Source organism: Alkalihalobacillus deserti (genome assembly GCF_020734105.1).
Lineage (GTDB): Bacteria > Bacillota > Bacilli > Bacillales > Bacillaceae_D > Halalkalibacter > Halalkalibacter deserti.
In genome coordinates this window covers 269,798-295,246 of the sequence record NZ_JAJAFR010000005.1, presented here as the reverse complement: position 1 = coordinate 295,246, position 25,449 = coordinate 269,798, and the positions used below count along the sequence as shown (strand labels likewise).

The 25,449-nt window shown below is 38.9% G+C and carries 22 protein-coding genes and 1 riboswitch; of the genes, 3 read left to right on the top strand and 19 right to left on the bottom strand.

The window, feature by feature from the left end; genetic code table 11:
• Positions 1-39 precede the first annotated feature (39 nt).
• The 8 genes from LDX58_RS12385 to LDX58_RS12350 all read right to left on the bottom strand — a co-directional run bounded on the left by LDX58_RS12385 (position 40) and on the right by LDX58_RS12350 (position 8,540).
• On the bottom strand, positions 40-723 hold the full coding sequence (locus LDX58_RS12385; protein WP_227937142.1) for a GntR family transcriptional regulator: 684 nt from the start codon (positions 721-723) through the stop codon (positions 40-42).
• A 218-nt stretch (positions 724-941) separates the two neighbouring features.
• Positions 942-1,691, bottom strand: a complete 750-nt coding sequence (locus LDX58_RS12380) for an amidohydrolase family protein (RefSeq protein WP_227937141.1) — start codon at positions 1,689-1,691, stop codon at positions 942-944.
• Between the two features lie 21 nt (positions 1,692-1,712).
• On the bottom strand, positions 1,713-3,203 hold the full coding sequence (locus LDX58_RS12375; RefSeq protein WP_227937205.1) for a tripartite tricarboxylate transporter permease: 1,491 nt from the start codon (positions 3,201-3,203) through the stop codon (positions 1,713-1,715).
• Between the two features lie 33 nt (positions 3,204-3,236).
• Complete coding sequence (locus LDX58_RS12370; protein WP_227937140.1) at positions 3,237-3,686, bottom strand: tripartite tricarboxylate transporter TctB family protein; 450 nt, start codon at positions 3,684-3,686, stop codon at positions 3,237-3,239.
• Positions 3,687-3,721: 35 nt separating this feature from the next.
• Complete coding sequence (locus LDX58_RS12365; RefSeq protein ID WP_227937139.1) at positions 3,722-4,687, bottom strand: tripartite tricarboxylate transporter substrate binding protein; 966 nt, start codon at positions 4,685-4,687, stop codon at positions 3,722-3,724.
• Between the two features lie 134 nt (positions 4,688-4,821).
• Positions 4,822-5,553 (bottom strand): GntR family transcriptional regulator, encoded by a 732-nt coding sequence (locus LDX58_RS12360; RefSeq protein ID WP_227937138.1) that lies wholly within the window; start codon positions 5,551-5,553, stop codon positions 4,822-4,824.
• Between the two features lie 628 nt (positions 5,554-6,181).
• Positions 6,182-7,861, bottom strand: a complete 1,680-nt coding sequence (locus LDX58_RS12355; protein ID WP_227937137.1) for a glycosyl hydrolase family 18 protein — start codon at positions 7,859-7,861, stop codon at positions 6,182-6,184.
• A gap of 31 nt (positions 7,862-7,892) precedes the next feature.
• On the bottom strand, positions 7,893-8,540 hold the full coding sequence (locus tag LDX58_RS12350) for a hypothetical protein (RefSeq protein ID WP_227937136.1): 648 nt from the start codon (positions 8,538-8,540) through the stop codon (positions 7,893-7,895).
• An 841-nt stretch (positions 8,541-9,381) separates the two neighbouring features.
• Here LDX58_RS12350 and LDX58_RS12345 point away from each other — a divergent pair.
• Positions 9,382-9,792 carry a hypothetical protein gene (locus LDX58_RS12345; RefSeq protein ID WP_227937135.1) on the top strand — a complete coding sequence of 137 codons (411 nt, stop codon included), beginning with the start codon at positions 9,382-9,384 and terminating at the stop codon, positions 9,790-9,792.
• A gap of 166 nt (positions 9,793-9,958) precedes the next feature.
• On the opposite strand, the gene LDX58_RS12340 is transcribed toward LDX58_RS12345, so the two are convergent.
• The 6 genes from LDX58_RS12340 to LDX58_RS12315 form a co-directional block, all read right to left on the bottom strand.
• Positions 9,959-10,630 carry a hypothetical protein gene (locus LDX58_RS12340; RefSeq protein WP_227937134.1) on the bottom strand — a complete coding sequence of 224 codons (672 nt, stop codon included), beginning with the start codon at positions 10,628-10,630 and terminating at the stop codon, positions 9,959-9,961.
• A gap of 893 nt (positions 10,631-11,523) precedes the next feature.
• Positions 11,524-12,795, bottom strand: a complete 1,272-nt coding sequence (locus LDX58_RS12335; protein WP_227937133.1) for a TRAP transporter large permease — start codon at positions 12,793-12,795, stop codon at positions 11,524-11,526.
• Positions 12,773-13,312 (bottom strand): TRAP transporter small permease, encoded by a 540-nt coding sequence (locus LDX58_RS12330; RefSeq protein ID WP_227937132.1) that lies wholly within the window; start codon positions 13,310-13,312, stop codon positions 12,773-12,775. The genes LDX58_RS12335 and LDX58_RS12330 overlap by 23 nt, the downstream gene beginning before the upstream one ends.
• 74 nt (positions 13,313-13,386) lie before the next feature.
• A complete protein-coding gene (locus tag LDX58_RS12325; RefSeq protein ID WP_227937131.1) occupies positions 13,387-14,421 on the bottom strand; it encodes a TRAP transporter substrate-binding protein in 1,035 nt (344 codons plus the stop codon).
• On the bottom strand, positions 14,418-15,746 hold the full coding sequence (locus tag LDX58_RS12320) for a Zn-dependent hydrolase (RefSeq protein ID WP_227937130.1): 1,329 nt from the start codon (positions 15,744-15,746) through the stop codon (positions 14,418-14,420). Before LDX58_RS12320 ends, LDX58_RS12325 begins: the two co-directional genes overlap by 4 nt.
• Positions 15,747-15,877: 131 nt before the next feature.
• Positions 15,878-17,656 carry a helix-turn-helix domain-containing protein gene (locus LDX58_RS12315; RefSeq protein ID WP_227937129.1) on the bottom strand — a complete coding sequence of 593 codons (1,779 nt, stop codon included), beginning with the start codon at positions 17,654-17,656 and terminating at the stop codon, positions 15,878-15,880.
• Between the two features lie 388 nt (positions 17,657-18,044).
• Between LDX58_RS12315 and LDX58_RS25985 the strand changes: the two genes are divergently transcribed.
• The gene (locus LDX58_RS25985) at positions 18,045-18,170 is read left to right on the top strand and encodes a hypothetical protein (RefSeq protein ID WP_265416655.1); all 126 of its coding nucleotides are present in this window, start codon (positions 18,045-18,047) and stop codon (positions 18,168-18,170) included.
• A gap of 355 nt (positions 18,171-18,525) precedes the next feature.
• Here the strand turns inward: LDX58_RS25985 and LDX58_RS12310 are convergent, their stop codons facing one another.
• Complete coding sequence (locus LDX58_RS12310) at positions 18,526-19,524, bottom strand: HD-GYP domain-containing protein (protein ID WP_227937128.1); 999 nt, start codon at positions 19,522-19,524, stop codon at positions 18,526-18,528.
• Between the two features lie 554 nt (positions 19,525-20,078).
• Here LDX58_RS12310 and LDX58_RS12305 point away from each other — a divergent pair.
• Positions 20,079-20,264 carry an aspartyl-phosphate phosphatase Spo0E family protein gene (locus LDX58_RS12305; RefSeq protein ID WP_227937127.1) on the top strand — a complete coding sequence of 62 codons (186 nt, stop codon included), beginning with the start codon at positions 20,079-20,081 and terminating at the stop codon, positions 20,262-20,264.
• Between the two features lie 704 nt (positions 20,265-20,968).
• Here the strand turns inward: LDX58_RS12305 and LDX58_RS12300 are convergent.
• The 4 genes from LDX58_RS12300 to LDX58_RS12285 form a co-directional block, all read right to left on the bottom strand.
• On the bottom strand, positions 20,969-22,078 hold the full coding sequence (locus LDX58_RS12300) for an HD-GYP domain-containing protein (protein WP_227937126.1): 1,110 nt from the start codon (positions 22,076-22,078) through the stop codon (positions 20,969-20,971).
• 208 nt (positions 22,079-22,286) lie between these two features.
• A riboswitch (cyclic di-GMP riboswitch) is annotated at positions 22,287-22,371 on the bottom strand.
• Between the two features lie 450 nt (positions 22,372-22,821).
• Complete coding sequence (locus LDX58_RS12295) at positions 22,822-23,220, bottom strand: helix-turn-helix domain-containing protein (RefSeq protein WP_227937125.1); 399 nt, start codon at positions 23,218-23,220, stop codon at positions 22,822-22,824.
• Between the two features lie 649 nt (positions 23,221-23,869).
• On the bottom strand, positions 23,870-24,481 hold the full coding sequence (locus LDX58_RS12290) for a thermonuclease family protein (protein WP_227937124.1): 612 nt from the start codon (positions 24,479-24,481) through the stop codon (positions 23,870-23,872).
• 140 nt (positions 24,482-24,621) lie between these two features.
• Positions 24,622-25,275, bottom strand: coding sequence for a peptidylprolyl isomerase (locus LDX58_RS12285; protein WP_227937123.1), 654 nt, complete (start codon positions 25,273-25,275; stop codon positions 24,622-24,624).
• Positions 25,276-25,449 lie beyond the last annotated feature (174 nt).

The window sequence follows — 25,449 nt, the reverse complement described above, 5'->3', positions numbered from 1 at the left end:
CACACCTTCCAAAGAACCTATTAAAATGGATTGATCACTCTAAAAGTAATCTGGGTACTTTTTATTTAATGCCTTTCTGTCAATGACAACTAAATTTAAATGTTCACGGACAACCTTCTCGGCACGCACCGGATCTTTCGCACGAATCGCATTTACAATCTCATGGTGTTGAGCAATAATTTCATCCGTATTTAATTCTTCAGATATACTTAAAAATCTCATTCGATTAAAATTAATGCTCATCATATTTTGCAGCACATTCCAAATTCGTGCTTTGTTACACTCTTTGAAAATAATGGAATGAAAATCATCGTCCAGATCATAGAACTCTTTATACTTTTTTTCACTAATACACTTTTCTTGTGCCTCTAGGTTAGCTGTCATGAGCTGAAAACTTTCTTCAGTAAATAGCTCACATGCGAGTATCGTCGTAGCTACTTCTAAATGCTCCCTCATAAATCTTGTTTCCTCTAAATGATCTAAATCAATTAAAGAAACAATCGATCCTTTCTGAGGGAAAACGGTTACTAAATCCTCTTGAGAAAGTTTTAAAAAGGCTTCTCTCACAGGCGTTCGACTTACTTGTAACCTTTCAGCTATTTCATTTTCACTAATTGATTTACCTGGTGGCATCTCTAAGCTAACAATTTCTTTTTTCAGATATTCATATACTTTTGTTCCCATCGAGGTGTTTTTTCTATTTGAAAAATCAATAACAGTCATTTTTTTACCTCCAGATACATGAAACGAAGTAGAATTCGTTTTCTTCCATACTTGTATACTAGTATATAAGTGAAAGCGTTGTCAATTACTTTTTTTTTACTTTTTCGATTACATCTGCGATAGAATAGCTGTAGTGTATACAGATAGCTACTCCCGAGAAGCGCCGGGACGGTTCCACAAAAAGAAAAGGACGGTGTGTCAACCGCCCCTTTCGAACTTCACTTTTTCATATACCATTTTTGGGCGTTCGAAAATAATACATTTTCTGCCCCCTTTTCACCGAGCACTTCGTAAATCAATTCGATATCCTCAACTTGAAATGGCCTCTTAGCCCTGGTTGAAGGAAGATCCGTACCAAACAGTAACGCTTCTGGATTCACACTATAAATGGACTTTAGTGTTTGTTTAATGTTAAAGTCTACCCGACCAAATCCTGAAGCCTTTACCCTTACTCCATGATCCACTAGCTCAAATAACTCCGATTGTCCTTCTTCTTCCAAGCCTAAGTGGTCAATGATCACAGCTGGAAGCCGCTTAATTAATGCTGCGATTCCGTTTAACGAAGGAGAGGCAATATGTAGTTCGACATGCCAGTTTGCCAAGTCATAGACCCGATTGGCCAGGCGTTCTAGATAATCCGGGTCTGCTGAGAGGCCATTGTAAATGTTGAACCTGATCGCTCTTACTCCGTGTCTAGAAAGCTTGAGAATCTCCTCATCTGTCGTATCCTTCGGCAATTGTGTGACTCCTACAAAATTGGGTCCTAGTTTTTCTAGAGCCTCCATTAGGTAGGTTTGGTCATATCCTTGATAGGAAGCAGAGACAATGGCTCCACCTTTTATATTAAGTTCTTTTGCTCGTTTCATATATTCATTGAAAGGGAATGGATCTGGCAGAAACCCTCTATTTCTCTTAAGTGGAAACCTAGGATCAATAATATGAAAATGAGCATCAAAAATTGGATTCATAGTCGTTCCTTTCAAACTTTTTTATAAACTTTTCTTCTTGAACATACGTTGAAACAAAACCACTAATAAAGGCATAAATAGTGCCAATACGGTTAAAATCGCTAGTACGAATGAAATGTTAGACGCGTAAACAAAAGAAACGGGCCCATCTGACATCGTCACGGCTCTTCTGAAGTTTTTCTCCATGTCCGCACCGACAATAATCGCTAAGATTAAAGGGGCAATCGGAAAATCTAATAACTTAAACAATAACCCTAGTACACCAAAAATTAAGAGAATATAAAAATCAACCGTACTATATCCTAGAGTGTAGGCTCCAATGAAAGATAAAATAATGATCAATGGATACAAAACTTTAGGTGGAGTATCTAACACTTTCGTTAAGACACTAATCAAAACAATATTAATAATGACTAACATAATGTTTCCGATAAACATACTGTTAACAAGTGTGGAAATTAATACGGGATCGTTTTGAAACAACAAGGGTCCTGGTGTGATCCCAATCATGATTAATGCCCCTAACATTACGGCTGTTGCTCCAGAGCCTGGAACTCCTAATGTTAACATCGGAATCATCGCACCAACGCTGGCTGAGTTGTTCGCTGATTCCGGTGCTGCTAGGCCTTCGACGGCTCCTTTCCCGAACTCCTCTGGATGCTTAGAGAGCTTTTTCTCCGTTGTATATGCAAGCAAGGAGGCAACAACGGCTCCGGCTCCGGGAAGAACCCCGACAATGAAACCTAATGGACCGCTTCGAATAATCGGCCATTTCGAACGCCTCCATTGCTCCCTTGAGAACCAAATCTTCCCTATTTTATTTTCCATTTTGTCCTTAGGCTTTGAATTGTTGATGTTTAACATATTTTGAAAGACTTCTCCTAAAGCATATAACCCAATGATCACAACGAGAAAATTAATTCCATCAACGAGATGAGCTATCCCAAACGTATTTCGATAAACCCCTGTTTGCAAGTCAACACCAATCGTACTAATTAACAATCCCAAAAACACGGACGTATATGCTTTGATCAACTGCCCACTTGAAGAGGAAACAAAGGCGGCAAGTGCAAATAACAATAAAAAGAAATATTCAGTTGGACCAAAATTCAGAGCAAACTTCGCTAATGGCGCTGCTAAAAAAATAAATCCAATGACAGCAATGACCCCGCCAATTAAAGAAGCTACCGCAGATATGGCTAATGCAGGTCCTGCTTCACCTTTTTTGGCCATTGGATACCCATCAAAAGTCGCGGCGATCGCCGTTCCGTCTCCGGGTGTATTAATTAAAATCGAACTTCTAGACCCGCCATACATCGCACCATAGTATATAGCAGCCATTAGGATAAGAGCACTGGTCGGATTCATCCCAAAGGTTAGCGGAATTAAGACCGCAATCCCTGTAGCTGGCCCAAGTCCAGGTATAATTCCAATCACCGTACCTAAAAACGCACCTACGAGTAACCACCATAAATTACCTGGTTGAAGAGCAATAAATAACCCATCCAACATTGTTTGTATTTCCAACTTTATCCCCCCTTTTCGTTAAGGTAGATTCACCTTTAAGGCAATGTTAAATAAGTACCAAAATGTAAAGGATGATAGCAAAGCCACACTTACATTTAAAACCCACCTCTTAGGGCCGTTCAGATAAAACATTAACGCCCCTAAGAAAAGAATCGTCGAGAACAAAAAGCCGATTGTTTCAAATAAAAAGGAGTAGATTAAACAAAGAACAATGATCGTTCCAATAATCTTTACGCTTTTCTTTTGAACGAGCCTCTTTAAATCTTCACTGTCTACCAGTTGTTTCCGCATTTCTTGGACCAAGTAGGCGATACTTAGAATAAATAAGCCAACGGACGTAAATAGTGGAAAGTAGAGTGGCTCGCTTGGATTACTTAAGCTTGCTGTCTCAATTGAAAAGGTATTTATGAAAAAGAAGATACTAATTAACATTAAGAAAATAGGCATTCCATAACGAACTGCATTCAATTTTGGTCTCTCCTTTCTCATAATAGAGCTAAGAGTTAATCAATTAACTTTGCACTTTGTAGTAACTCTCTAGCATTATCATTTTGTTGCTCTAAGAATTCTTTTGTCTCTGCACTATTTTTATAATAGTTAGACATACCTGTATTTTTTAAGAACGTTCTCCATGTTTCTGTTTCAACCATTTCAGCAAACTTGTCTTCCCAATACTTCACTTCTTCTTCTGACATGTTAGGAGGACCTACGATACCTCTCCAGTGAGGGAATTCTAAATCAATACCAGCTTCTTTAAATGTTGGAACTTCCGGTAGCTCTTCAATACGCTCACTTGAGCTTACAGCCAAAATATTAACTGAACCTACTTCATGATGTTCAGCAAGAGCTGCTACTCCGTGTGTCACGACGTTAACATGACCACCAAGTAACGCATTTGTAACTTCCCCACCACCTTCATAAACGACAATATCTAGCTCAGAAGGATCGATTCCGGACATTTGAGCAGCTTGCAAAAAGAGTAAATGGTGATCCCCACCCAAACTTGGGCCAAATGCTAGCTTAAGAGATTTTGGATTTTCGCGAAGTTGATCAAACACTTCCTCTAAACTTTCCAATCCTGACTCGGCATTTACCGCTAAAACAAGCCATTCAGATGCTAATGTCACAATGGGTGTTAAATCTTCGTATGATAAATCACTCTTGTCACGTAAATAGTTGGTTAAAAGTAAACTTGTCGTCAAACCGACAGAATGACCATCTTTTTGTTTCTTAATATGCTGCCAAGCAACCTCTCCACCGCCACCAGACTTATTGGCCACGATGATGTTTTGTTCCATTAGCTCTTCTTTTGTTAACGTATCTTGTACCGCGCGTAATAATCGATCATTCCCGCCTCCTGCAGATGAAGGAACAACGAGCTCAACATTTTTTTGAGGAAAGCTCCCCGTCTGCGACGAACAACCTACCACCATAAATAACAAAGCAATGACTAATAGTTTTAATTTCATCTTACCCACCCCTTAAATAAATTAATTAAAACGCTTACTAAAACAAAAATAATAATGACAAAAGATCTAAAATGCACGAATACGATTTCAAAAGTTTCTTGTTTGGGTCATTTAGAACCAAACAAGTTTCGCGATTATGATTCTGAGCTTAGAACTGATTTATATTTGTACATATCCCCGCGATAGAAGGATGCTCCAGCTAACACACAACCATATAACTCCACTCGTAAATCGACACTTCTGTACAAAATAGGAGACCCTGTTGAAACATTAAGTGTTTCAGCAACCTCGTCATTCGCCAAAATCGCCTCAATCTCGATCTCACCCTCGGAGAAAACCCAACCAAATTTCATTAAGAAAATATGAGAGAATGAATATTGAACATATTCATCATCGCTAATTTGCTCCCCATACTCTTTTAAAAGGTATCGATTATCAATAACAACGGGAATGTCTTCAGATAAACGCAGTCGCTTAACTTGGTACACGTCATCCCCAGGACTAACTCCAAGCTTATCCGCAACTTCTTCGGGACAAGGCACCACGCCTCTAAATAGTAACTGAACGGTAAAATTCTTTTCTAGATACCATCCCTTAAAAAAAGTATTTAACTTAGCAATATCCGTTTTCAATTTATCCTTCCGAACAATAAAGGTACCTCTTCCTTGAATACGCTTCAACAATCCCTGATCAACCAACATCTGAACGGCCTGACGAATCGTCATCCTAGATACATCAAACATCTTAATTAACTCATCATCACTCAAAAACTTGTCTTTACCCTCTTTATATAATTCATCTACTTTCACTTTTAAATGTTCAGAAATTTGAACATATTTGGGAATTGGAGAATTATTATTAATCATTTAAACCCCTCCTCACAGTCTAGATATCTAGATGAATTATAACAAAAAAAATAGAACATCACCATTCAATTCCCATCCCACTCAATTAATCTATACATCTAGATGACTTGATCTTATCTTATACGATGACTCAATAGGAAGTCAATATATTCGTAATGTTTTTTTAGTTTTAGCTACTTCTTGGCTAAAGACTACTCCTCTTGGAAGAAGCCCCGGGACGGTTCGAGACTGGTGAAAAAGTCCATTTTCATTTGATGAATTGTGTTCAACTACAACAAACGGCACCTTATTAGATGCTATATGTCTATATATGGTATTCCGAATAATAGTTTTTGTTTCACTGATCTCGAACCGTCCCCGTGCTTCCCTTTACATTTCCCCCTTTCCACTCATCTCCTCCGGTTATCAACCTCAAATAGCCGGAGGGAGTTCCAACCGGCTATTTGACAAATGCGATAAACATCGTAACAATCAATGTACCGAATTGAAATAGCATGTTCATTGCTTCATGTGTCACCATTATTTGAGCGTTTTCCCTCGACAAAATATTACAAACTTCGAGGAGTGACAGGCACCATATCCACAGGCACCTATCCAAACGATGCCTGATATAGGCTAAAAAGAATGATTAGTTTTTCATATAATTAACTTTTTTGCGATCATCTAAAATGTAATAGCCTCCTCCCACTTCAAATTTGTTGCCATCAATTGAATAAACTCTATAGGTCTCTCCTTTTTTTAGCTTGCGATATTCCATGCCTTGAGGTGTGTATAGTGGAGTATCTTGCAAAGTCGTAACGAACCCGACAAAGAATAATACGTTATGGTCATTCTTTATATAATAGCCTCCTCCCACTTCGAATTTCCCTTGATCAAAGTTGTATACTCGAATCAACTCATTTGTCTTTATCTTACGGTGAGCTTGCCCATCCGGCCTGTAAAGTGTCGTTTCATTTCTGATACTTAACCTTCCTATTAGTAATTTCATTTTGTCATATTCGTGTTTTACAAAATAACCGCCGCCCACATGATAATAGTGACCTTCAACTCCATATGTACGGTAAAATTCATCCCGACGTAACATCCAGGCTTCTGTATAGGAACCATTAGCTTCTTTTTTCATTAATGGTACGGACTGACGGATGTGTAGTCTTGCAATCGGATGTCTATGATTCACATCCCAAAATCCAGAATAAATTTCAAATGGTGGATATAATTCGTCAATATTATCTCCATTCAGCCATTGCTTATAATAATCCCATGTATCTGGCGTTTCATGTAAAAGGGCCCAGGAACCCGTGCCCTTGATGTCAAACTTTCGCGGGGCATGTAATTTCGCTTTGATCGATTTTTCATTTTCATACCAAATGACATAATCGCCTTCAGTTAGTTTAGTTGCCCCTACAAATGTACTTTGTCCTTTTGGGATAGTAAAGGTGACATAGGGGGTTTGCGATTGTTCGTCATACAAAAATTGACCATTAAACTGCTTTGCAAGTGGACTAACTTGCCTGTTCGAAATCCCTCGTCCATACAGATTCACTCCTTCTAACGTCGGACCATCTAACTTCCACATCCTCCCGTAAAACGGAAGTCCATTAACGACTTTGTTATTCGGTACAGCTTGATTGAGTGCATATTGTATAGACCGCTCAAAAAAAGAGAGACTCGAGACAGGACCAACAGGACTATCCGGAGATTCCCAGCTTTCGTCATACGCCATAATCATTAAATAATCAGCGTATCCTGATAACCCTTTGTAATCATAAAAACCATGCCACCCGGTTTGCCAACCATTTGGATTAGCTGCTACAGCAACCGATACTTCTTTATCATTTGGGATATATTGGCGTAAAAGCCTAATGAAGTCGGTATGCTGATCTCTATACGTATGACCAATACCTTCTATATCAACATTTACCCCGTCTAAATTATACTTTTGGATCGCAGCTGCAACATCTTGAGCTAGCATTTCTCTATTCTCAAGTCCGTTTATACCAGCCATACGATTCCAGTGATTTGCTAAAAACGGAACGACACGAACTCCTCGTTTATGCATTTCATCAATAAATGACGTTTGCAGTCTCCATGTAATCTCTAATTGACCGTCTAGATTTAAGTCAAAGTAGTTTGGTGAAACAACATGAAGACTTCCTTTTGTATCATCAACTTGCTTTACATACGTACTCGGACTACCAAAAAAGAGATAGGACATATTGAACTTTTCTACATCAGCTAAAGATTTACCTGAAAATAGGAAAATAACTATTATCATTATCGCAAACAAACTTACTTTTTGTGCTTTCATCTGCACTCATCCCCTCATTTCATAAAACTGTTTATGGATAAGTTGCCTCGAATAAATAATGTCCTCCTTCCTTTGAAACAGAATAATGAACTCCTCCGTAGGTAAAAGTTGTATTTTGCACTGCTGTTACGTCAGCATTGGGACCGACTCCAACACCTGCCAGCAGAATATCAATATCGGATAACGAATCAACCGAATTCGTAATCAACACCATTTGCCACCAGGCAGATATCATTAATAGATGGTCTGAGCTTGTAAAACCATTCTCGACTACTTGAATCCGATTAATGTGTTCCCTATCTTTAAAAAGTTTTAACTGTAAATGACCGTGATCTAGTAAGGCTAGGTAGTATGGTTCATTTTCAACTTTTTGCAGGGAAACAATATAATTCTCTAAGGTGTATTCATCTGAAATTGCATTCCATCTCTCTTGAAATTCACTGAAGGGAAGTGGCTTTGCTTTTGGCTCCTCATGTTGATAGTCGTCCTTTCCCACTTCTTGTTGATAGTCGTCGCCAGATCCTTCATTAATCTGGTCCTCTTTACTTAATGTTCGATGTAATGAATTTTGTGTTTTTTCATAGGTTCCTTGGTCCTGTTCGTCGATAGGTGGAGTCATGCATCCACTTAGGTTTAGAACCATGAAAATCAGGAACAGCTTATGTATATTGCGTATCATCCTATCCCTCCACTTTCACTGATAGTTTTATTAGCTTCTTCAGGATTGACTTACTTTATTTATCTGATTTTTACTTTTTTGATTTCTCTTTCTCCTTTTTTCATATTTGAAATAAGGTTAGATTTACATGCAATTGAGATTCGCTTACAATCATGCTTTATCTTGATACGTTTAATTAGCGTTTAGCTTTACTTGGAATCAAAGTTTTTTTAGGATACAGATAATTCGTACTACCTCAAATTTGATTTGGAACTTTTTAAAAAAGAGTTATATAATATATTGTCTACTAATTTTTCATCGAATCCTCTAGTGAAGTTTTTCGAACTTTGTCACACCTACAGCTTTATCAAGTATAATAATAATTGGGTGAATATGTATAAATGAAATGTAGTGGATCAATGTCGTAATACGTTGTCCAGGAATTACGATTGCGTCGTGACAATACCCATTCCGTTCTCCCCCATCTACCGAGCAATTATTTACAAACCCCTTTTTCGATTCAGCTTGTTGAATTTCCTTGCAAAAAAAACCGTCCACCTTGTTGCTTTTGGTTTATTGCGTTATATTTATTTTCAAGTCTAGGGGTCAAAGGGGGAAACTGATGTTCGACTGTTCTATCCTACGCTGAATAATGAATGTACGGTTTTTATCCCATCTTTATTTAGTTTCTACCTATAAGGAGATATTTTGTACAAATTCGGATTGGATTAGTAAATGATAAAGGATTATTTGTTAAACAAAGGTTTGCTGTGGCGATAAAAAAATGAGCTTCCCAATTACCCGTTGTTTGCAACACCTTAATTAGGAAGCTCACCCAAGCTACCTGAAAGGACGAATCATCATGTTAAAATGGATAGTAGCTGTATTTATTGTCATTGGCCTTGTAGGATTTTTCGGTTATCAATTTGTTATTAGCAAGGGCTCTAATCTATTAGTTGATCGAGTCGTCAATCAAATAAACAATGATGAACTCCAGCAATTAATCGATGATCCAACATTCCAGGCATTCACTTCAAATGTTGATGTCAACACAGACAAAGACCTTCCTTTTGAAACAAAAGAAGAAGCGTTAAAAGTCGTACTCAAAGAATTCTCGATGAGTGAGATTACCGATGTAGCCACCAAAGCTCAAAAAGGTGAAATAAATGTTGCCGAGGTAGAAGCGCTCCTCCAAGAACGTTTCACAGAGGAAGAAATCGAAGCGTTGAAGATCATTGCTATTAAGGAAATACAAGCTAAACAATCTAAGTAACGATGAAAGCTAATGATTTTTTCATTGGCTTTTTTACTTGTATTAAATGTTGCAAAGGTAAAGTCAAAGCTATAGTACTAAAAGCCGCCTCCAAAAAAACGAAAGCACAGGATCGCTCTCCCACGCTCTCGTTTTACCTTAACCCCATTCAATATGATTGCTGCCTTTATTTTTTTACAAGCGTCGTTTGAATCTCTTGTTCCTCTAAGAAGTCTTCGGCAAAGGTTTCTGAGTCAAACGCAGAAGAAAGAACAAACGTTAAATTCTCGACATCAGGGTCTTCAACCACGACTCCAAATTGACTTTCTTGCTCAACCCCACTTAACATCGTCGAACCTGAATTATCTTCTGTCACAAAGTCATCAGTAATTAAATCAATTTGAGTACTTCCGGCAGCTAACGTATGTACGCCGGTAAACTCGATCGAGATATCGGTGTTATTTTTCTTTGTTTCTGTTCCAATCACCGCATAAACGGATTCAGGGAGTTCGCTCACGTCATCAACACCCATTCCCCACATCAATTGAAATTCTCCATCTTCTGTATAATCTTCTATTTTAACAAGTTTGATATTCGTTAATTCGTAATCGACACTTTCATTTCCTTCTAGGACAAATGGCTCTGCTTCACTGAGGACTGTAACGGTTCCGTAATCATGAACATAGCCTAATTCTTCATTTCCACCTTCTTCTCCGTTTTCAGTCGTTTCTTCTGGAATTTCTTCAACGATTTCTTCTTGTTCAGCAGGTGGAGCAGTCTCTTCTTCCGTACCTCCACAGGCTGCTAAAAATAAGAGCATCGACATTGCTACTAGTACTTTTTGATATCGTTTATGCACAACAATCTCCCTTTCTGATCTATACTGTTACATCATATACTTTCCTATTCTCTTTATTTAATAAGTCTTTTTAAAAAAATCTTATGTAACAGGAGCTGTTGTAGTTCTTCTAGTAAAGGAGATAGGGGGAGGTTAAGCCATGTGGGTTGGTTGCAATCGATTAGCATAGGTGGCAAAGTGACTTTGATGTTGTTACTTAAGGATTTAGGATGTGATTGAGGATTGACTAGGTTCGTTTAATTCAGAAAAATGCTATTGAGGGATTCGATGAGCTTCTTGACGACCGCTTCCTTGATGATTGGCCTTTTCGGGCTTTATTCGCCTCTTTAACGACCGCTTCCCCTCATTACTGGCCTTGACGGGCTTTATTCCGCTTCTTTAACGACCGCTTCCTCTCATTACTGGCCTTCCCGGGCTTTATTCCCCTTCTTTAACGACCGCTTCCCCTGATTATCTAGTAATTTGGGTGCCTTACCCCCGCCCCGGTGCGATGAAGCAATAAAGCTATACTGTTTAAATGGCATTGGGGTCATTAACAAGGGATTCATTCAGTTGAAACAAGGGGAGCTGTGGTTTTAGAAAAGAAGAAGGAATTTAAGGGGCTTGGTGCAGCTATTGGATTGATCTAGCTACCCATTTGTCTAAAACCGTTATTCGGTTTGACAGGTGGTTGATGGTTCGACAGGCGGTTGATGCTTTCACAACTGGACGTCCAGAGAATAACGTCAGGCAGTCGGTTTGGGTTCTAAACAAGCTGAAGGAATGTAGCTATCATTTCTAGCAACATTCCTTTAAGAGCCTCTAGTCATACCCATTGCTAGAGGCTCAATCTCATAATTAGTATCATTCAGTTTCAGTTTCACTTTCATCCACTATCTATTAGGCAACCGGTCCTACTCAAACCATTCCGGCAACCACAGTGTAAAGAACGGTACATAAGCAATTAAAAGGACAACGACAATCCCTGCTACAAAGAATGGAAGAATGTCTTTAATCGTTTTCTCAATTCCAACCTTGGCAATGTAACACGAAATAAATAGCGTTGCCCCTACTGGTGGTGTGAACATTCCTAAGGCAAGACTGACGAGCATGACAATGGCAAATTGCATCGGATCCATGCCAATCTCTGTTGCGATTGGGAAGAAGATCGGGATAAATAAGAACAAGTTAGGAACAAGCTCCATCACCATACCGGCTACTAGCATGATCGCAATTAAAACAAGTAGCAATGCCCATGCCGGTAATCCAAATCCTTGCAGCATCCCTGCAATCAGTTTGGGAATCCCTTCTGAGATTAACACCCAAGTGAAGATCATCGATGTACAGACCGTGACCATGACGACACTTGTGCCGTGGATCGTCTCTTTGAGCGAGATCATTATATTTTTAAAGTTGAGGCTGCGGTAGATAAACAATCCAACTAATAACGCGTAAATAACGGAGAGTGCAGCTGCCTCTGTTGCGGTTGCAATTCCGAGCACAATTGAACCTATGAGAATGACCGGCAGCAACATCGCCCACGATGCTTTTTGCAGGTTTGTCGCAAATTCTTTAAAGGTTGGCTTACTCTCTCTAGGGTAGCCTCTTTTTACGGCGATCATAACGGTTGTAAGTAAATATATAAGTCCAATTAACAAACCTGGTAAAATACCAGCGATAAACATTTTCGCGATAGAGAGGTTGGATAACCAGGCAATGATAATCATTGTACTACTTGGCGGAATGATAATCCCAACAACCGAACTCGATGCATTAATGGCCGCTGAAAAAGACGCGGTATAGCCTTTTCGCTTCATTTCTGGAATCAGGACACTTCCTGTTGAGGCAGCGTCGGCTACAGATGAGCCTGAAACACCCGCCATTCCCATACTAGTCACAACAGATACACAGCCAAGCCCACCTGGTAATTGGCGAACCATCGAATCCGCTACATTAATAATACGGTGTGCGATTTTCCCGTGAATCATTAAGTTCCCAGCAAGAATAAAAAAGGGAATCGCTAAAAAGGCGAAGGATTGTGTATTTGAAAAGAATCGTTGAGCAACCATTTCAAGCGGGATTCCGGCAACCATAATGTACATTAACGCTGATGCGCCCATCGCAAAGGCAATCGGAACTCCAAATACTATTAAGGCAAAGAAACTAGCGATCATGACCCAAATCATTTAATACATCCTCCTCTCTTGGTGGTTCTAGACGGTTCATCAAAATCAAGACAATTTGGTAGATAAGAATAATCGTGATAAAAGCGAACGACACGGTCAACGAAGCAAATAACCATGCTCTTGAAATTCTTAACATCGGCATCACCTGATTCACAACTGATTCGGCTAGTCGATAACTTGATAACATCATGTAAACCGAGAAATAAAGCATGACCAGCTTTGAAAACAAGAAAGCCCATCTTTGCATAGCCGGTGGCAATTTTTCACGAAAGACATTGATCGAGAGATGCCCTTCATTTTTTGTTACTGAAATGGCCGCGACGAAAATGACCCATGGAAAGAGAAGCATCGTTAATTCATTTGAAAACGTAAGCGGCAAACTGAATGCATAACGACTGACTACCTCAGCAAACACAACTAGCGTTAACAGGACCATCATGATACTAGCAAGAACATCAATGACATCAATAAAGCGGTCGATCATGGCAGCAATGATGTTTTTCTTTTCTGTTTCCATAAAAAATCCCTCCTTATGCAAGAATGAGGCCCCGATGAGGCCCCATCTAACAAAGCTATTTACTAAACACTCTATTATTTCCGGTATTCTTCAAGAAAGCTCTGCATTTGCTCGATAATATCTGCACCCATAACGCTTTCTACTTGTTTGTAAACGGGTTTAACAGCCTCTTGGAAAGGTGCTAAATCCGGATAAGTCACTTCTTTAAATTCTGCTTCCGCTCTTTCAAGATAACCTGCCTCATCTCGTTCAATAATAGCACGTGAAGCTTCTTTTGCTTTTTCAGATCCTTCAAGAACGACTTGCTGTAACTCAGCATCCAATCCGTTAAATACATCTTGGTTAATAATTAAATAACAGTAGTAGTACGTGTGATTGGTAATCGCTAAATAATCTTGAACTTCATGCATATTTTGATCAAAAATATTCATTAACGGATTAAATTGTCCATCAATTACACCTTGTGAAAGTCCACTGTAAATTTCCGTATAGGCCATCGTTGAAACCGGTGCTCCTAACGCATTAAACGTTTCAATTAAACTAACGTCGTTTGGTGATCTCATCTTGATCCCTTTTAAATCTTCTGGTGTGTTAATCGGACGAACATTGTTTGTAATTTGAGTAAATCCAAGTTCGACGTCTGCCAATGCTTTAAATGAATGCTCGTCACTTAATTCCTTTAAATGATCGCCTACAGGTCCATCTAAAAGAGCATGTGCTTCTTCAGATCCTTCTGTTAAAAACGGCAATGATAAGGTCGCGTATTCAGGAATCACATTCGCTAACTCATTCGCACCTGGAATGGCCATTTCAAGGGCACCGACTTGAACGGCATCGATCATTTCTGGAGAGCTTGCGTACGTTTCATTTGGGAAAAATTCAATTTCAATTCGACCATCTGAATGCTCTTCTACATACTCTTTAAACGCTTTTGCCGCTTCTCCTTTTGCATCGTCATCGACACCAGAGTTCCATCCTAACTTCCACGAATAGGTCGGTTGGTCCGTATCAGTTGCCGGCGCCTCCGCTTGTTCATCTCCGCCTCCACAAGCAGTAAGACCTGTCATTGCTGCAATTGCGATAACACCTAACCATTTCATCTTTTTCATTTTTGTTCTCCTCCATTGTCTTCGCATAGTTGCTCAATTAAATTTTTTAATACGTGAATGGTTTGAACACAATCACCAAGTGATGACCACTCTTTCGGATTATGGCTAATCCCATCTTTGCTTTGCGTAAAGAGCATCGCCATTGGTACATAACGACCAACGACCATCGCATCATGACCAGCTCCACTTGGTAAGAGGTAAGGACTCAATCCTAGTGAGTTTTCAACCGCTGTTGCTGCCTTCTCTCTCATTTCGTCACTGATCACAACTGGTTTTACATTTAACGTTTCGTTTATCATTACGTCAATCTCGTACTTAGCTGCTTTTTCTTCAGCAGCTTTTATCACAAGACGAACGACCTCATCTTTTGTATGTGCTTGAATGTCGCGAATATCAACAGTCAATCTCACTTCACCCGGGATCACATTGACCCCATTAGGACGAACTTCTACTTTCCCAACCGTTGCCACTGCTGATGAACTAACGGTTGGAGGAAAATCCTTCACACTCGCAATAAATTCACTTGCTGCAATTAAAGCATCTTTCCGATCATTCATTGGTGTATTACCAGCATGACCAGCCTCACCTTTAAAGGAGATATTTAACCAGGAAGGACCAGCAATTCCCGTAACAACCCCAACTGGCAATCCTTCTTTTTCAAGACGTTTACCTTGTTCAATGTGAACTTCAACAAAAGCGGCAATGTCTGAGAGATCCCTTTTCGCTTCTGTAAAACTGTCTAGCGTTAATCCATCTCTGCCAACGACTTCTTCAAACGGATCGTCATTAAAGTCCCTCAACTGTTTCAGCTCATTGACATTAATTGCACCGACCATTGCCTGACTACCTAGCAGTCCTCCATTAAAGCGAGCACCTTCCTCATCTGTGAAAATGACGACTTCATACGGCTTGTCTGGTTGAAAGCCAGTTTCTTTCCATGAAGCAGCCACTTCAAGAGCTGCTAGGACACCAAGTGGACCATCAAAATGTCCACCCGTTGGAACACTATCAACATGAGATCCAGATAACACAGCAGATCGATCCTTTTGTCCCTCGTAACGACCAAAGACATTTCCTGCCCCGTCTTCTCTGACCACAAGTCCTGCTTCCTTCATCCACGTCTTCACTAACTCTTTTGCTTGACGCTCTTCTTTTGAAAAGGCCATTCGATTACAGCCTTCTTCATTCGTAAGACCAATTTTAGAAAGCTCGGCAAGTCTTTCTGCGACTCTCTTCCCATTCACTCCTGAATAATCCAAGGACGTGTCATACTCTTCTATCAATTTAGTCAAGAAACGTTCTTGAAACGACTGAGTTTGTGACACCTTAATACCCCCAATTACATTGCTTTCGATTCGTTCATGTACTTGAAATTATAAGATAATTCTTGAAATTAATTAATGTCGTTTAAGCACAAACATAACAATCGATATTTATCTGATTCCAACAACCTTAACTATTGAACTTTTAAATACTCGTATATATAAAGGCCCAATTGCAAATCAAATGCCTTTCTACCATCTAGCGAATCCAGATCGAGGATTTGTTTGATCGTGCGCAGACGATATTTAATCGTATTCGTGTGTACATAGAGTTTTTTAGCGCTTTGAACCATATTTTGGTTACACTCTAAATACACCTTTAACGTTGGCAAAAGCTCTGTCTCATGTTTTTCATCATAGGAAAAAATCTCCCCAAGCGTATCGGCAACAAAGTCTTTCAATTCATCGACCTCAGTTTTTAAAAATAAACGTTGAATTCCTAACTGTTGATACGACAGCACCGTCTCTTCTATTTGAGTCGTTTGCAAATAGTCCACACATTTCTTCGCATCTCGGTACGAAAGCTTTACCTCATCTAAAGTATGTACAATTCTACCAATCCCAATCAAAATTGATAAATTAATACTTCGATTGGCACGTCGTTGAACCGCTTTAAACAATTTTCTAATTTGTTCATAGATTCCTTCCTCGGCTAGATGGCTTGGGACCACAAACATAAAAACAATTTCCATGTTTTTATCAAGAACCAATGCCTTAAAGTGACTATTTGAAAGTTCACGATAAATGAGTCGCAACAGTTGATGCTTCTTTTCGGAAATCTGCTTTAACGACAATAAAGTATCCTTGATCTCAATCTGAGCCGTAATGTAGTGATGCTTCTGATCTTCAAATAGGTTCAGCTTCGATAATTGTTGTAAAGAAAGTTCATTGTGTTGATGATGCAAGAGCTGGTCTAACACATAGCCCGAATACGTTAAGTCATGAAAGTTTGTTCTCTCTCTTCGATTCATCTCAAGCGCAAAAATCACACTCGCTTGTTCAATCGCAAAGCGGTCGAGCGGATCTAAATCAACGTTTTCCTTTAAAAAGATCGCCAAGAGACCAATCGTGTACTGCCCTGTTTTGATCGGAAAAAAGTAAACATCTTTCGTGTTTTTCGCAAATTCAATACTCTTATGTGTCACCGTATCTTGATTAATTGCATCATCAATCAAATCTCCAAACTGCAATACGGTTTCCTCAGCAGCCTTGCCTGCAGCCTCCGAAGATGACTCCAATACATCGTAAAATTCATTATAAACGGCCACTTTGCAATCAATAAGCTCTGCTAACGCTTTCGTCATTTCTATTAATCCACCTTGGGTTAATGAAACCTTCGATAGCTCTTCATGGACTTTCTTTGTACGCTCATTGCGCGAAAACAACATCGCATTTTCAATCGCAATCGTTGCTTGAACCGCAAACGTTTCTAGTAACCGTAAGTCCTGTTCATCAAACTCAATATTTTTATCAAAAATATCAACCGTCAAAACTCCGATACAGTCATCCTTTGTGATAAGCGGAACACAAAGCGAACTAGCCGGATATTGAAAATCACCAAGAGATTTGCCATATAACTCTCTTGTTTCGGGCCTTATATCCTTCATCCCTTGCGTCGTATCATCCCTTGATAAAAAGATTTTCCCCTTGCCCGATAAAAAAGTTTTCCCACTCATCCCTTCACCCGGATCTAACAAAATGTCTTTTAAGTACTTCATATCAAACCCAACTGCTGCTTTCGGGTAAAGTTTATCTAGCTTTTGATCATATAAAAAAAGGACACTCGCATTCGATCCTTCAATAACATTTAAAACCTCTTTAATCAACTGATGTAGCACCTTATCTAAATCAAGAGTCGACGTTAATACCCTTGCCGAATTAATTAAACTAATGAGCTTTTTTTCAGTATTCATATGCTCTTCCTCCTTTGCCTTCTATCAGAGAAGATATCCTTTTATTATAGCATTCGGATAAGCTTAATTCGGTCCCTTTTGGAGAATAGGAGTTCTGGAGCAAATGGTTAAGCGGTAAGCATTATACCATTCTGTTGTAGTTAGTTGTGGCACCAGTGCTGAAAAAATGTTGCCAGCAATGCCCGTACGCTGCAGAAGCGCTTTAACAAACAATTGCGTCTCCGACAACGGTCTGGATTTCCGAAATGCTTATAATATAGGATCGTGTAACCACGTTGATGTTTGAAAATATATATGTCGAGTTAGCGAATGAACTTTATTTTGTACATAACCTCACCTGTTTTCGTTAAAAATATCCTTAATCTTTCACAAAGGAGCGAATCAAGTTATGAGCAAACATTCAAAGTCAAAGCGCAATATGATTGAAAGTAAAGATGCTGTCCAACCAAGTAACGGCGAAGAAAGAATTACGATCTCGAAATCGAATAGAGCATCACGATCTCGAAAACAGTAGGATGTCGTGGGTGGTTACGGAAGGTAACCGCCCTACATTTGTAAAAAAGGACCTAAGAGTGTGGTCAAGGTTCCTCACAGGAGGCGCTGCTCGCTCTATTATTTTAAAAAAAGATGTAGCTGCTTCGTTCAAAGTACCTCAAACCTCCTGAAAAGATAAAAGTCTAATCAAAGTTAATACGAAAGGGTGACTTAACGAAAGCCTTCCCGCCTCCTGTTAAGTCACCCTTTTTAATTACCGTTGCAATGAGGCCACTGAAAAGGCTTCGGACTTTTTCAGTGGCCTCTTTTTAAAGACATCATCTTTTTTAGCTAGAATTCCAGAGAATTTAAACTTCTATAGCAAGCAAAAACCATTACTGACCGATATTTTTCAAGTCTTCCTCTTTCAAAATAGACTCAATCAAAAGCGTAGGTTGTTCACCTAAATCGATCTCCTTATTTAATCTGTGAATTCTCACAATCGGCCGATGAGGGTTTGAATCAATTCTAGTGACAATTCCGCTTCCAATTTTTAATTGCACATTTGTTCCAGGAGGGTAGGAAATAATCCCTTTACTAAACGCCAAAACAATGTGATATTCATACTTTTTTTCAGAAAGAGACATGATTTTTTCTAATGCTACATGTGGAAGCAATCCAGCTGAGACAAAGTTATCAAAATCGTTTGCGATGCTACAGATCTGCGCGAACTCGAGTACTTGATCTCCGCTAAGCTGTCTCGGGAATCCTTGTCCATCTAATGTTTCATGGTGTTGATAGGCAATATGGGCTGACATTAAACTGATTTCTCGGTACGCTCGCAAAATGTTAAAACCATTTTCCGGATGGTCTTCTTGTTTGATCGTTGTCGCTTTGCCGATATCATGCAGCATGCATCCGATACCTAGATCGTTTAATTGCGAATTGTTGTATCCAAGTTTTTTCCCTGTTTGTAACGCAATAATCGTGACGTTTACAGCATGGGCAAACGGTGTTAAAGAACTTTCTACAGCTGTCGTCGGAATAAGCATTACCGCATTCCGTTTGATGACTTCTTCAATTAATTTTTTAACTGATTTCCGTATATCAAGTAGGGGAATCAATTGGTTTGCTGCTACTGCTTTAAAAGCATTCTCTACAATCGCGAGGATATCCAACCATGTTGGCATTTCCATCATATCTTCAAGAGAGATTCCTTTTGAGGTGATATCTTCAATAAATAAATATTTGATGCCTAGTTGCTTTAATTTAGCTAAATATTTTGGGTGAATCTTAGTACCGATTCCGAGTAACACTCTTCTTTTCGAGTCGTAAACCGGTTTTGCCAGTTGCATATAGCTGTCATTGTATTCGTTTAATTCAATCAGTCTCACACTAGTCACCTTCTTCACTTATTACCTTTTTGTGTTATTATTGTAAATCATCGTCTATTCATTGGAAGAGATTAGCTCTACCCATTCCATTTTTCTAACTAACCTCTTCCAATTTTGAGGCGTTTTCTGTAGCTTTTCCCCAATATCCTAGAGCTTGTTCAAAAAGGGAAGACCACCCTTTTTGAACCTTTAGTACCTCTCTCCTAATGCGGAGTTGCAATGGCTTCACTCACTGCGCGTCTATCCGAGAAAACCACTCGGATCGACTTAAAACATGGCAGTGGCTTCGCTCATTGCTTCGAGCTTGTTCAAAAAGGGAAGACCACCCTTTTTGAACAAGCTCTAATAACCAATCTATCTGCTTTATGTATAAAATAGATTGGTTCCCTTGTCTATTCGGTGTCCAACCAGTAACTTTACTTTAAAGGATTCCGTTGAGTTTTGTCGCATCGCTAGAAGCTTTGTCGAAAAGCTTCACAGCACGTAAATTAGATATATAATAATTCCAATTACCTATGTAATAGATTTATATAGGAGATTGAAGGAGGTTTGACATGTCAACAATTGCGTCGAATGACACTGAATTAGATCATGAAATTAATGTAGTACGGTTCCAAATGATTAGGAACGGTCTATTAAAAGGACTTTGCCATCCTGATACGATTGAATCCAGCCAGAAACTCGATCTTCTTTTAAATCAACACATTAAAATGAAGCAATTAAGAAAAGTTGATTTGTAATTAGTTCAGTGATTTCAAACCTTTGAATCTACTTTAATAGAATAAAGGTAAGCGGTATTTTCACGATTTACGTATGATGGTCTTTTCAAAAGAAAAGGAGGCAAATAACATTTCCATTTACGATAAGTTACCAATAAATGTACTGACAAGTTTCTATTATGAAATAAAAAGCAATATAGAACGAGGCTTGCTTTCTGACATCATGATTAATGAATTAGACTTAATTCACACTGCAGCTAAACGACGGGGCATCATATTGTACGGAAGGTTTACTCACCTAAATCTCCAAAAAAACAACAATGAATTACGTTCACGATTCACTGTATAGTTTTTTTGGGGATTTATTTTTTCTAACTGCATATTTGGTTTATTTATGATTGTGACACACGCTACCGGACCATATACTAAAATCATTCTTTTCTTAAATTCGGCCATTTTGTTTCCTACGTAAAAGCGTATTTAATGAAACATTCGGTTAGTCGAAATTCGATATAATGAGACGTGTGGTGTTCCTCTTATAAGAGTTCTAACTTTTTTAAATTTTGATAAATCCTCTTCCTAGCATTCTTCGCAAACATCATGTTGCTGCTTCTGAAAAATTTTATCACATTCCGGACAGTTTTCAACATTCATTTGCTTTCCCTGCTTCCGACTGATGATTTTAAAGGTTTCTTTTTAGTAATCATATTTTCGTGCAGATTGTCTTATTTTAATAATACGTCTGCTTCTACAATCTCCACAGATAGATGGTCGTTTGATGCTAAATCAATTTCATACGGTTTTGTTTCCTGTTGCTCCTCATCGCCTATTATCCTTACCCAAGGTCGTCCAACGGCATTATAATTATATTTACTGACAATACCCGTTCTACCATCATTTAATTTAACACTTAATCCTTGAGGATAAATCGCCACACACCCCTTAAACAATTCAACCTGCTTGCTTTCAAATTGTGTTCCTTTTCCAGCATCAAGTAAATCAATAGCTTGGTGTGGCAACAATGGAGGTCTATATACTCGGTGACTCGTCAAAGCGTCAAACACATCGGCCACACTTATTATTTTCGCGTATCTGTGAATTTCGTCTCCCTTTAAACCGCGCGGATATCCAGTCCCATCTATTCTTTCATGATGTTGAAATGCACAATGAGAAGCCGGTAGCGGAATCTCATGTACCTTTCTCAGTGTATCAAAACCTAGTTCGCTATGAGCCTGTATAAGCTCAAATTCTTTCTTAGTTAGCTTTCCTTGTTTATTTAAAACTTCCAGCGGGATATACATCTTGCCGATATCATGGAGCATGGCGCCTAAGCCTATTTCTTCAATATTCTTTAAGGGCAACCCATTTTCAATCGCTAACTGGCAAGCATAAATAGCTACATTGACACTGTGAGTGTATACATAGTTTTCATGGATTTTTGTGGAAGCCAATAAATTTAAAGCGATTCGATTGTCCTTTAAACAACTATGAATGTCTCTAAATATCTTTTGAAAGCTGCGGACTGCCCTTCCTGATTTAATCATTCCGCGGATGTGTGCTGAATTGGAGTTTAGCCCAACGAGTGCATCTAACCCTTCTGTAATGAGATGTACCGCTTCAGCACGGAGCTCCTCGGGTATCGCTTCGGCGATGTCAATTCCCTCAGACTCGACATCATCTATATAGATTGTAAAAATACTATATCTCCTTAACGCGGCTAGTAATCTGTCGCTTAGTTCTGTTCCTTTAGCTAACAGAACCTTCCTATTTTCATCGTAAATCGTTTTGCCTAATTTTGCTCCCGGCTGACATCTGTCGAGCGTGATTAAACGCATTCCTTTTGCCTCCTATCTTTCCATTTACTAATACTGTTTATTTTTGAATTAAATCCAAAGTTTTATAGAGCTTGTTCAAAAAGGGCGGTCTTCCCTTTGAACAAGCTCTTATAGAGCGATCCTACTAAATGAAATTCGTCCAATCATCGTCTAGTCTTCTAGTTTTGTTCAAATAAAAAGATGGATACCAAAAAAGGCATCCATCTTTTTCGGTAACTCGGCCACCATTGTACGTTCACTTTAGGTCCGTAGCTTTGCGTCCTTACCTTTCGATAAGTTTGCCATTAGCAAAAGTTATATTTAAATAGCTCTTCCCGATTAGCTAAGTTGGAAAAGGCTGTTTGTGTTGGAGAATTTTTTTCTGGTTTTTTAGAATAGCCAAAGGCCTACGATGATTTTTACATTTCTTAAGCTTAAGGAGAACTAGGTAATTATTCCTACTCCCTTTTCGTTCGTTCCATCTAGAACGGGCTATTAGTTCATTTATATCATACCCAAAGACATATTACTACAATTTTCAACATTGTTTGACAATTTTACTATAATAGGGTTGAACGGCAATCTCACGGCAGCGGTTTTTGGTGCTAGAAGGTTCTCTGTCCTAGGCGCGTTTGAATAACGAAAAGTATCGTAAATAAAAAAGGGTGACTTAACTCGTCGCTCCTCGCGCCCTGTTAAGTCACCCTTTTTATAAGGAAATGATCGTTCTCTGTTAGCTTCTTTTTAACCAATCGAACACTTACCTAATTAAAACTAAACCTATCACCAGTAACTGATTTTTCACTGAACATTTCAAAGTAGTAAGCACTTGGCATTTTCGGTGATGTTGTTTTCGAACTTAGTTCTTTCACAAATCCGATAAATTCTATGTACTCTTCTGTTGTCATTCCTGCTTCGAGTGCATCTATAACAATATTATCCCAAACTGAATCCGAAGTTTCGAGTGAGCATTCAACTAATAATGCATCGATAGACATGCCTAAAACAGGAGTGATTTTTTCCAGAACTTGTAAAGAAGGGGTAAAATGAGTTTTTCCTTCGATAGAACTAAGAAAGGATTTGTCAACACCTGCCTGCTTTGCTAGTTCAGCAAGAGATAAACCTTTTTTCATGCGATGTTTTTTTACCAATTCACCAACCATATCTTTTCACTCTCCTATTAAAGTAATTTCGTCACCTATCTATAGATCTATACGTGGTTACCCGACTTTTTTAGGGGGTCCATTAAAAATTAATTAGATTTTTATTACTAGAGCTAGTTCAAAAAGGGCGTTCTTCCCTTTTTGAACTAGCTCGAAGCAATGAGCGAAGCCACTGCCATGTTTTAAGTCGATCCGAGTGGTTTTCTCGGATAGACGCGCAGTGAGTGAAGCCATTGCAACTCCGCATTAGGAGAGAGGATATTAAAGGTTCAAAAAGAGTGGTCTTCCCTTTTTATACGAAAACTTAGGCGTTAGTCCTAGTTTTCATTCATCGTGGTGTTTGTTAAAACATGGTTGTTTTGAACAAGCTCTACTAGAGCTTGTTCGAGGTTGGTAGTAATACGATAGAAAAGCAGAAATCAGGCGAAGTTGTCTGACCCTCTTCGCCTGATCTTATATTACTGTATTAAGTCACCTGTCTATTACTAAGCCGTTTGGTTAAGAGGGAGAAAAAAAGTTAACAACTATTTAACAGACCGTTTGACCGTCATTTTGGAGTAATAACTATATTAGCGACAAGGGATGCTGGATTTAAGTTGTCTGGTAAATGGTATGCTTTTTAAAGGTTTCTCCGTCTGTTTCGAACCCGTTAGTTTACCGCATCCATATTAAATCCGCGTTCAGTCACATACCCTTCAATCGAGTGGATCGATAACTGTTCAGTACGGGCTTTTTTTTCTGCAGCCAAAAAGTCATCGACATATTGATAGTCATCGTATAAATAGGCCACTCTCGCTAAGCCATTTCTTAAAAGCAATTGCTGGATATTGGCGCCTTCAACGGTGAACGCATGTCCAAGTAAACGGTCATACTTATCAAATGTTGCTAGTGGATCGATTTCGATGATGACTTCCTTTCCTTCCAACAACTGCTTAACAAGTTCAGTGCTTTCTTTTCCGTACACTTGCTTAGTCTGTGTATTTTCCGGTGTATCAATAGCTAGAAAACGTACTGTGACAGCAGTATCTTGGTCAGAAAGTTTTTTAACTACCTGCTGATTTTCAACATGTTGTAAATTTAATTGAGAAATCACAATTGTATCTCCATCGATAACTCTATCTACCTTAGCAACGATCCACTCCCCTTCAAGATAGACTTGATTTTCTTCATCGATTTCTATGCTATCTGGTAGTTTGTTTTCAGCTGGAGCACAAGCACTCATTAAAACCAGTAAAAGGACAAAAATATATTTCAATCTCATTGTTGATAACTCCTGTATTTTTATTTCTATTAAGAGACTAGCAGGGTAAATTCGAGTAAGGAGGTTTAGCGGAGAAGGAAAGGAATGCTTCCTTTTTAGTTGGAGCATTCCTTATTATTATTCATTAACTATGAACGAAACTACTGTACCTTTGGTTCAGGATACTCATAGCCTTTCGTATCAACTGTTACAGTTTTCATCGCTTGTTCTACTACCGGTTTATCGTGGTAATTACGTTTAGTTGCGACAATTGCATCTACGACTTCCATTCCTTCTATTACACGCCCAAAAGCAGCGTAATCTCCATCAAGTTCTGGGGTATTCTCTACCATAATAAAAAACTGCGATCCTGCTGAATTCGGTTCACTCGACCGAGCCATTGAAAGAATGCCACGCTCGTGTTTTAACGGGTTTTCAAACCCATTTGCTAGAAACTCTCCTGGTATTGAATAACCCGGACCACCCGAGCCATCTCCTTCGGGGTCGCCACCTTGAATCATAAATCCTGGTATCACACGGTGAAACGTTAAACCATTATAAAAATCTTTTTCAATTAGAGAGATAAAATTAACAACCGTATTGGGCGCAATATCTGGATACAGCTCGGCACGAATTTCTCCGCCACCCTCCATGGTGATTGTTACAATCGGATTTTCTTCTACTGTAATTGATTCTGTTTGTACCTCTGCTTCCTCTGTTGGCTGCTCAATAGTTTCTTCCTTTTCAGACGTTTCCCCGCAGCCTGTCAAAGTCAATAGAAACCCTGCAATTATTAGTATTAGCCACTTTTTCATCTCAGAGTCCTCCTTTTATCTTACATGTAAGACATTTTATCATAGTGTTGCCCGGGTCAAGTAGTTATTTTGACCAAAATGTCCTCTTTTCCTAGCTACCTTCCTATAGCCCTATTATTAAAAATTACAGTCCTCACCATACAAGCTTTCACGTATTTGAATAGTTTAACCGTA

Coding starts and splice junctions, on each gene's coding strand:
- LDX58_RS12365 (WP_227937139.1), bottom strand. CDS start 4,687: ATGAAATTAAAACTATTAGTCATTGCTTTGTTATTTATGGTGGTAGGT.
- LDX58_RS12295 (WP_227937125.1), bottom strand. CDS start 23,220: ATGGTTGGTGAATTGGTAAAAAAACATCGCATGAAAAAAGGTTTATCT.
- LDX58_RS25985 (WP_265416655.1), top strand. CDS start 18,045: ATGAGCAAACATTCAAAGTCAAAGCGCAATATGATTGAAAGTAAAGAT.
- LDX58_RS12300 (WP_227937126.1), bottom strand. CDS start 22,078: ATGCGTTTAATCACGCTCGACAGATGTCAGCCGGGAGCAAAATTAGGC.
- LDX58_RS12355 (WP_227937137.1), bottom strand. CDS start 7,861: ATGAAAGCACAAAAAGTAAGTTTGTTTGCGATAATGATAATAGTTATT.
- LDX58_RS12285 (WP_227937123.1), bottom strand. CDS start 25,275: ATGAAAAAGTGGCTAATACTAATAATTGCAGGGTTTCTATTGACTTTG.
- LDX58_RS12345 (WP_227937135.1), top strand. CDS start 9,382: ATGTTAAAATGGATAGTAGCTGTATTTATTGTCATTGGCCTTGTAGGA.
- LDX58_RS12375 (WP_227937205.1), bottom strand. CDS start 3,203: ATGTTGGATGGGTTATTTATTGCTCTTCAACCAGGTAATTTATGGTGG.
- LDX58_RS12325 (WP_227937131.1), bottom strand. CDS start 14,421: ATGAAAAAGATGAAATGGTTAGGTGTTATCGCAATTGCAGCAATGACA.
- LDX58_RS12330 (WP_227937132.1), bottom strand. CDS start 13,312: ATGGAAACAGAAAAGAAAAACATCATTGCTGCCATGATCGACCGCTTT.
- LDX58_RS12360 (WP_227937138.1), bottom strand. CDS start 5,553: ATGATTAATAATAATTCTCCAATTCCCAAATATGTTCAAATTTCTGAA.
- LDX58_RS12350 (WP_227937136.1), bottom strand. CDS start 8,540: ATGATACGCAATATACATAAGCTGTTCCTGATTTTCATGGTTCTAAAC.
- LDX58_RS12290 (WP_227937124.1), bottom strand. CDS start 24,481: ATGAGATTGAAATATATTTTTGTCCTTTTACTGGTTTTAATGAGTGCT.
- LDX58_RS12335 (WP_227937133.1), bottom strand. CDS start 12,795: ATGATTTGGGTCATGATCGCTAGTTTCTTTGCCTTAATAGTATTTGGA.
- LDX58_RS12380 (WP_227937141.1), bottom strand. CDS start 1,691: ATGAATCCAATTTTTGATGCTCATTTTCATATTATTGATCCTAGGTTT.
- LDX58_RS12385 (WP_227937142.1), bottom strand. CDS start 723: ATGACTGTTATTGATTTTTCAAATAGAAAAAACACCTCGATGGGAACA.
- LDX58_RS12305 (WP_227937127.1), top strand. CDS start 20,079: ATGTCAACAATTGCGTCGAATGACACTGAATTAGATCATGAAATTAAT.
- LDX58_RS12315 (WP_227937129.1), bottom strand. CDS start 17,656: ATGAATACTGAAAAAAAGCTCATTAGTTTAATTAATTCGGCAAGGGTA.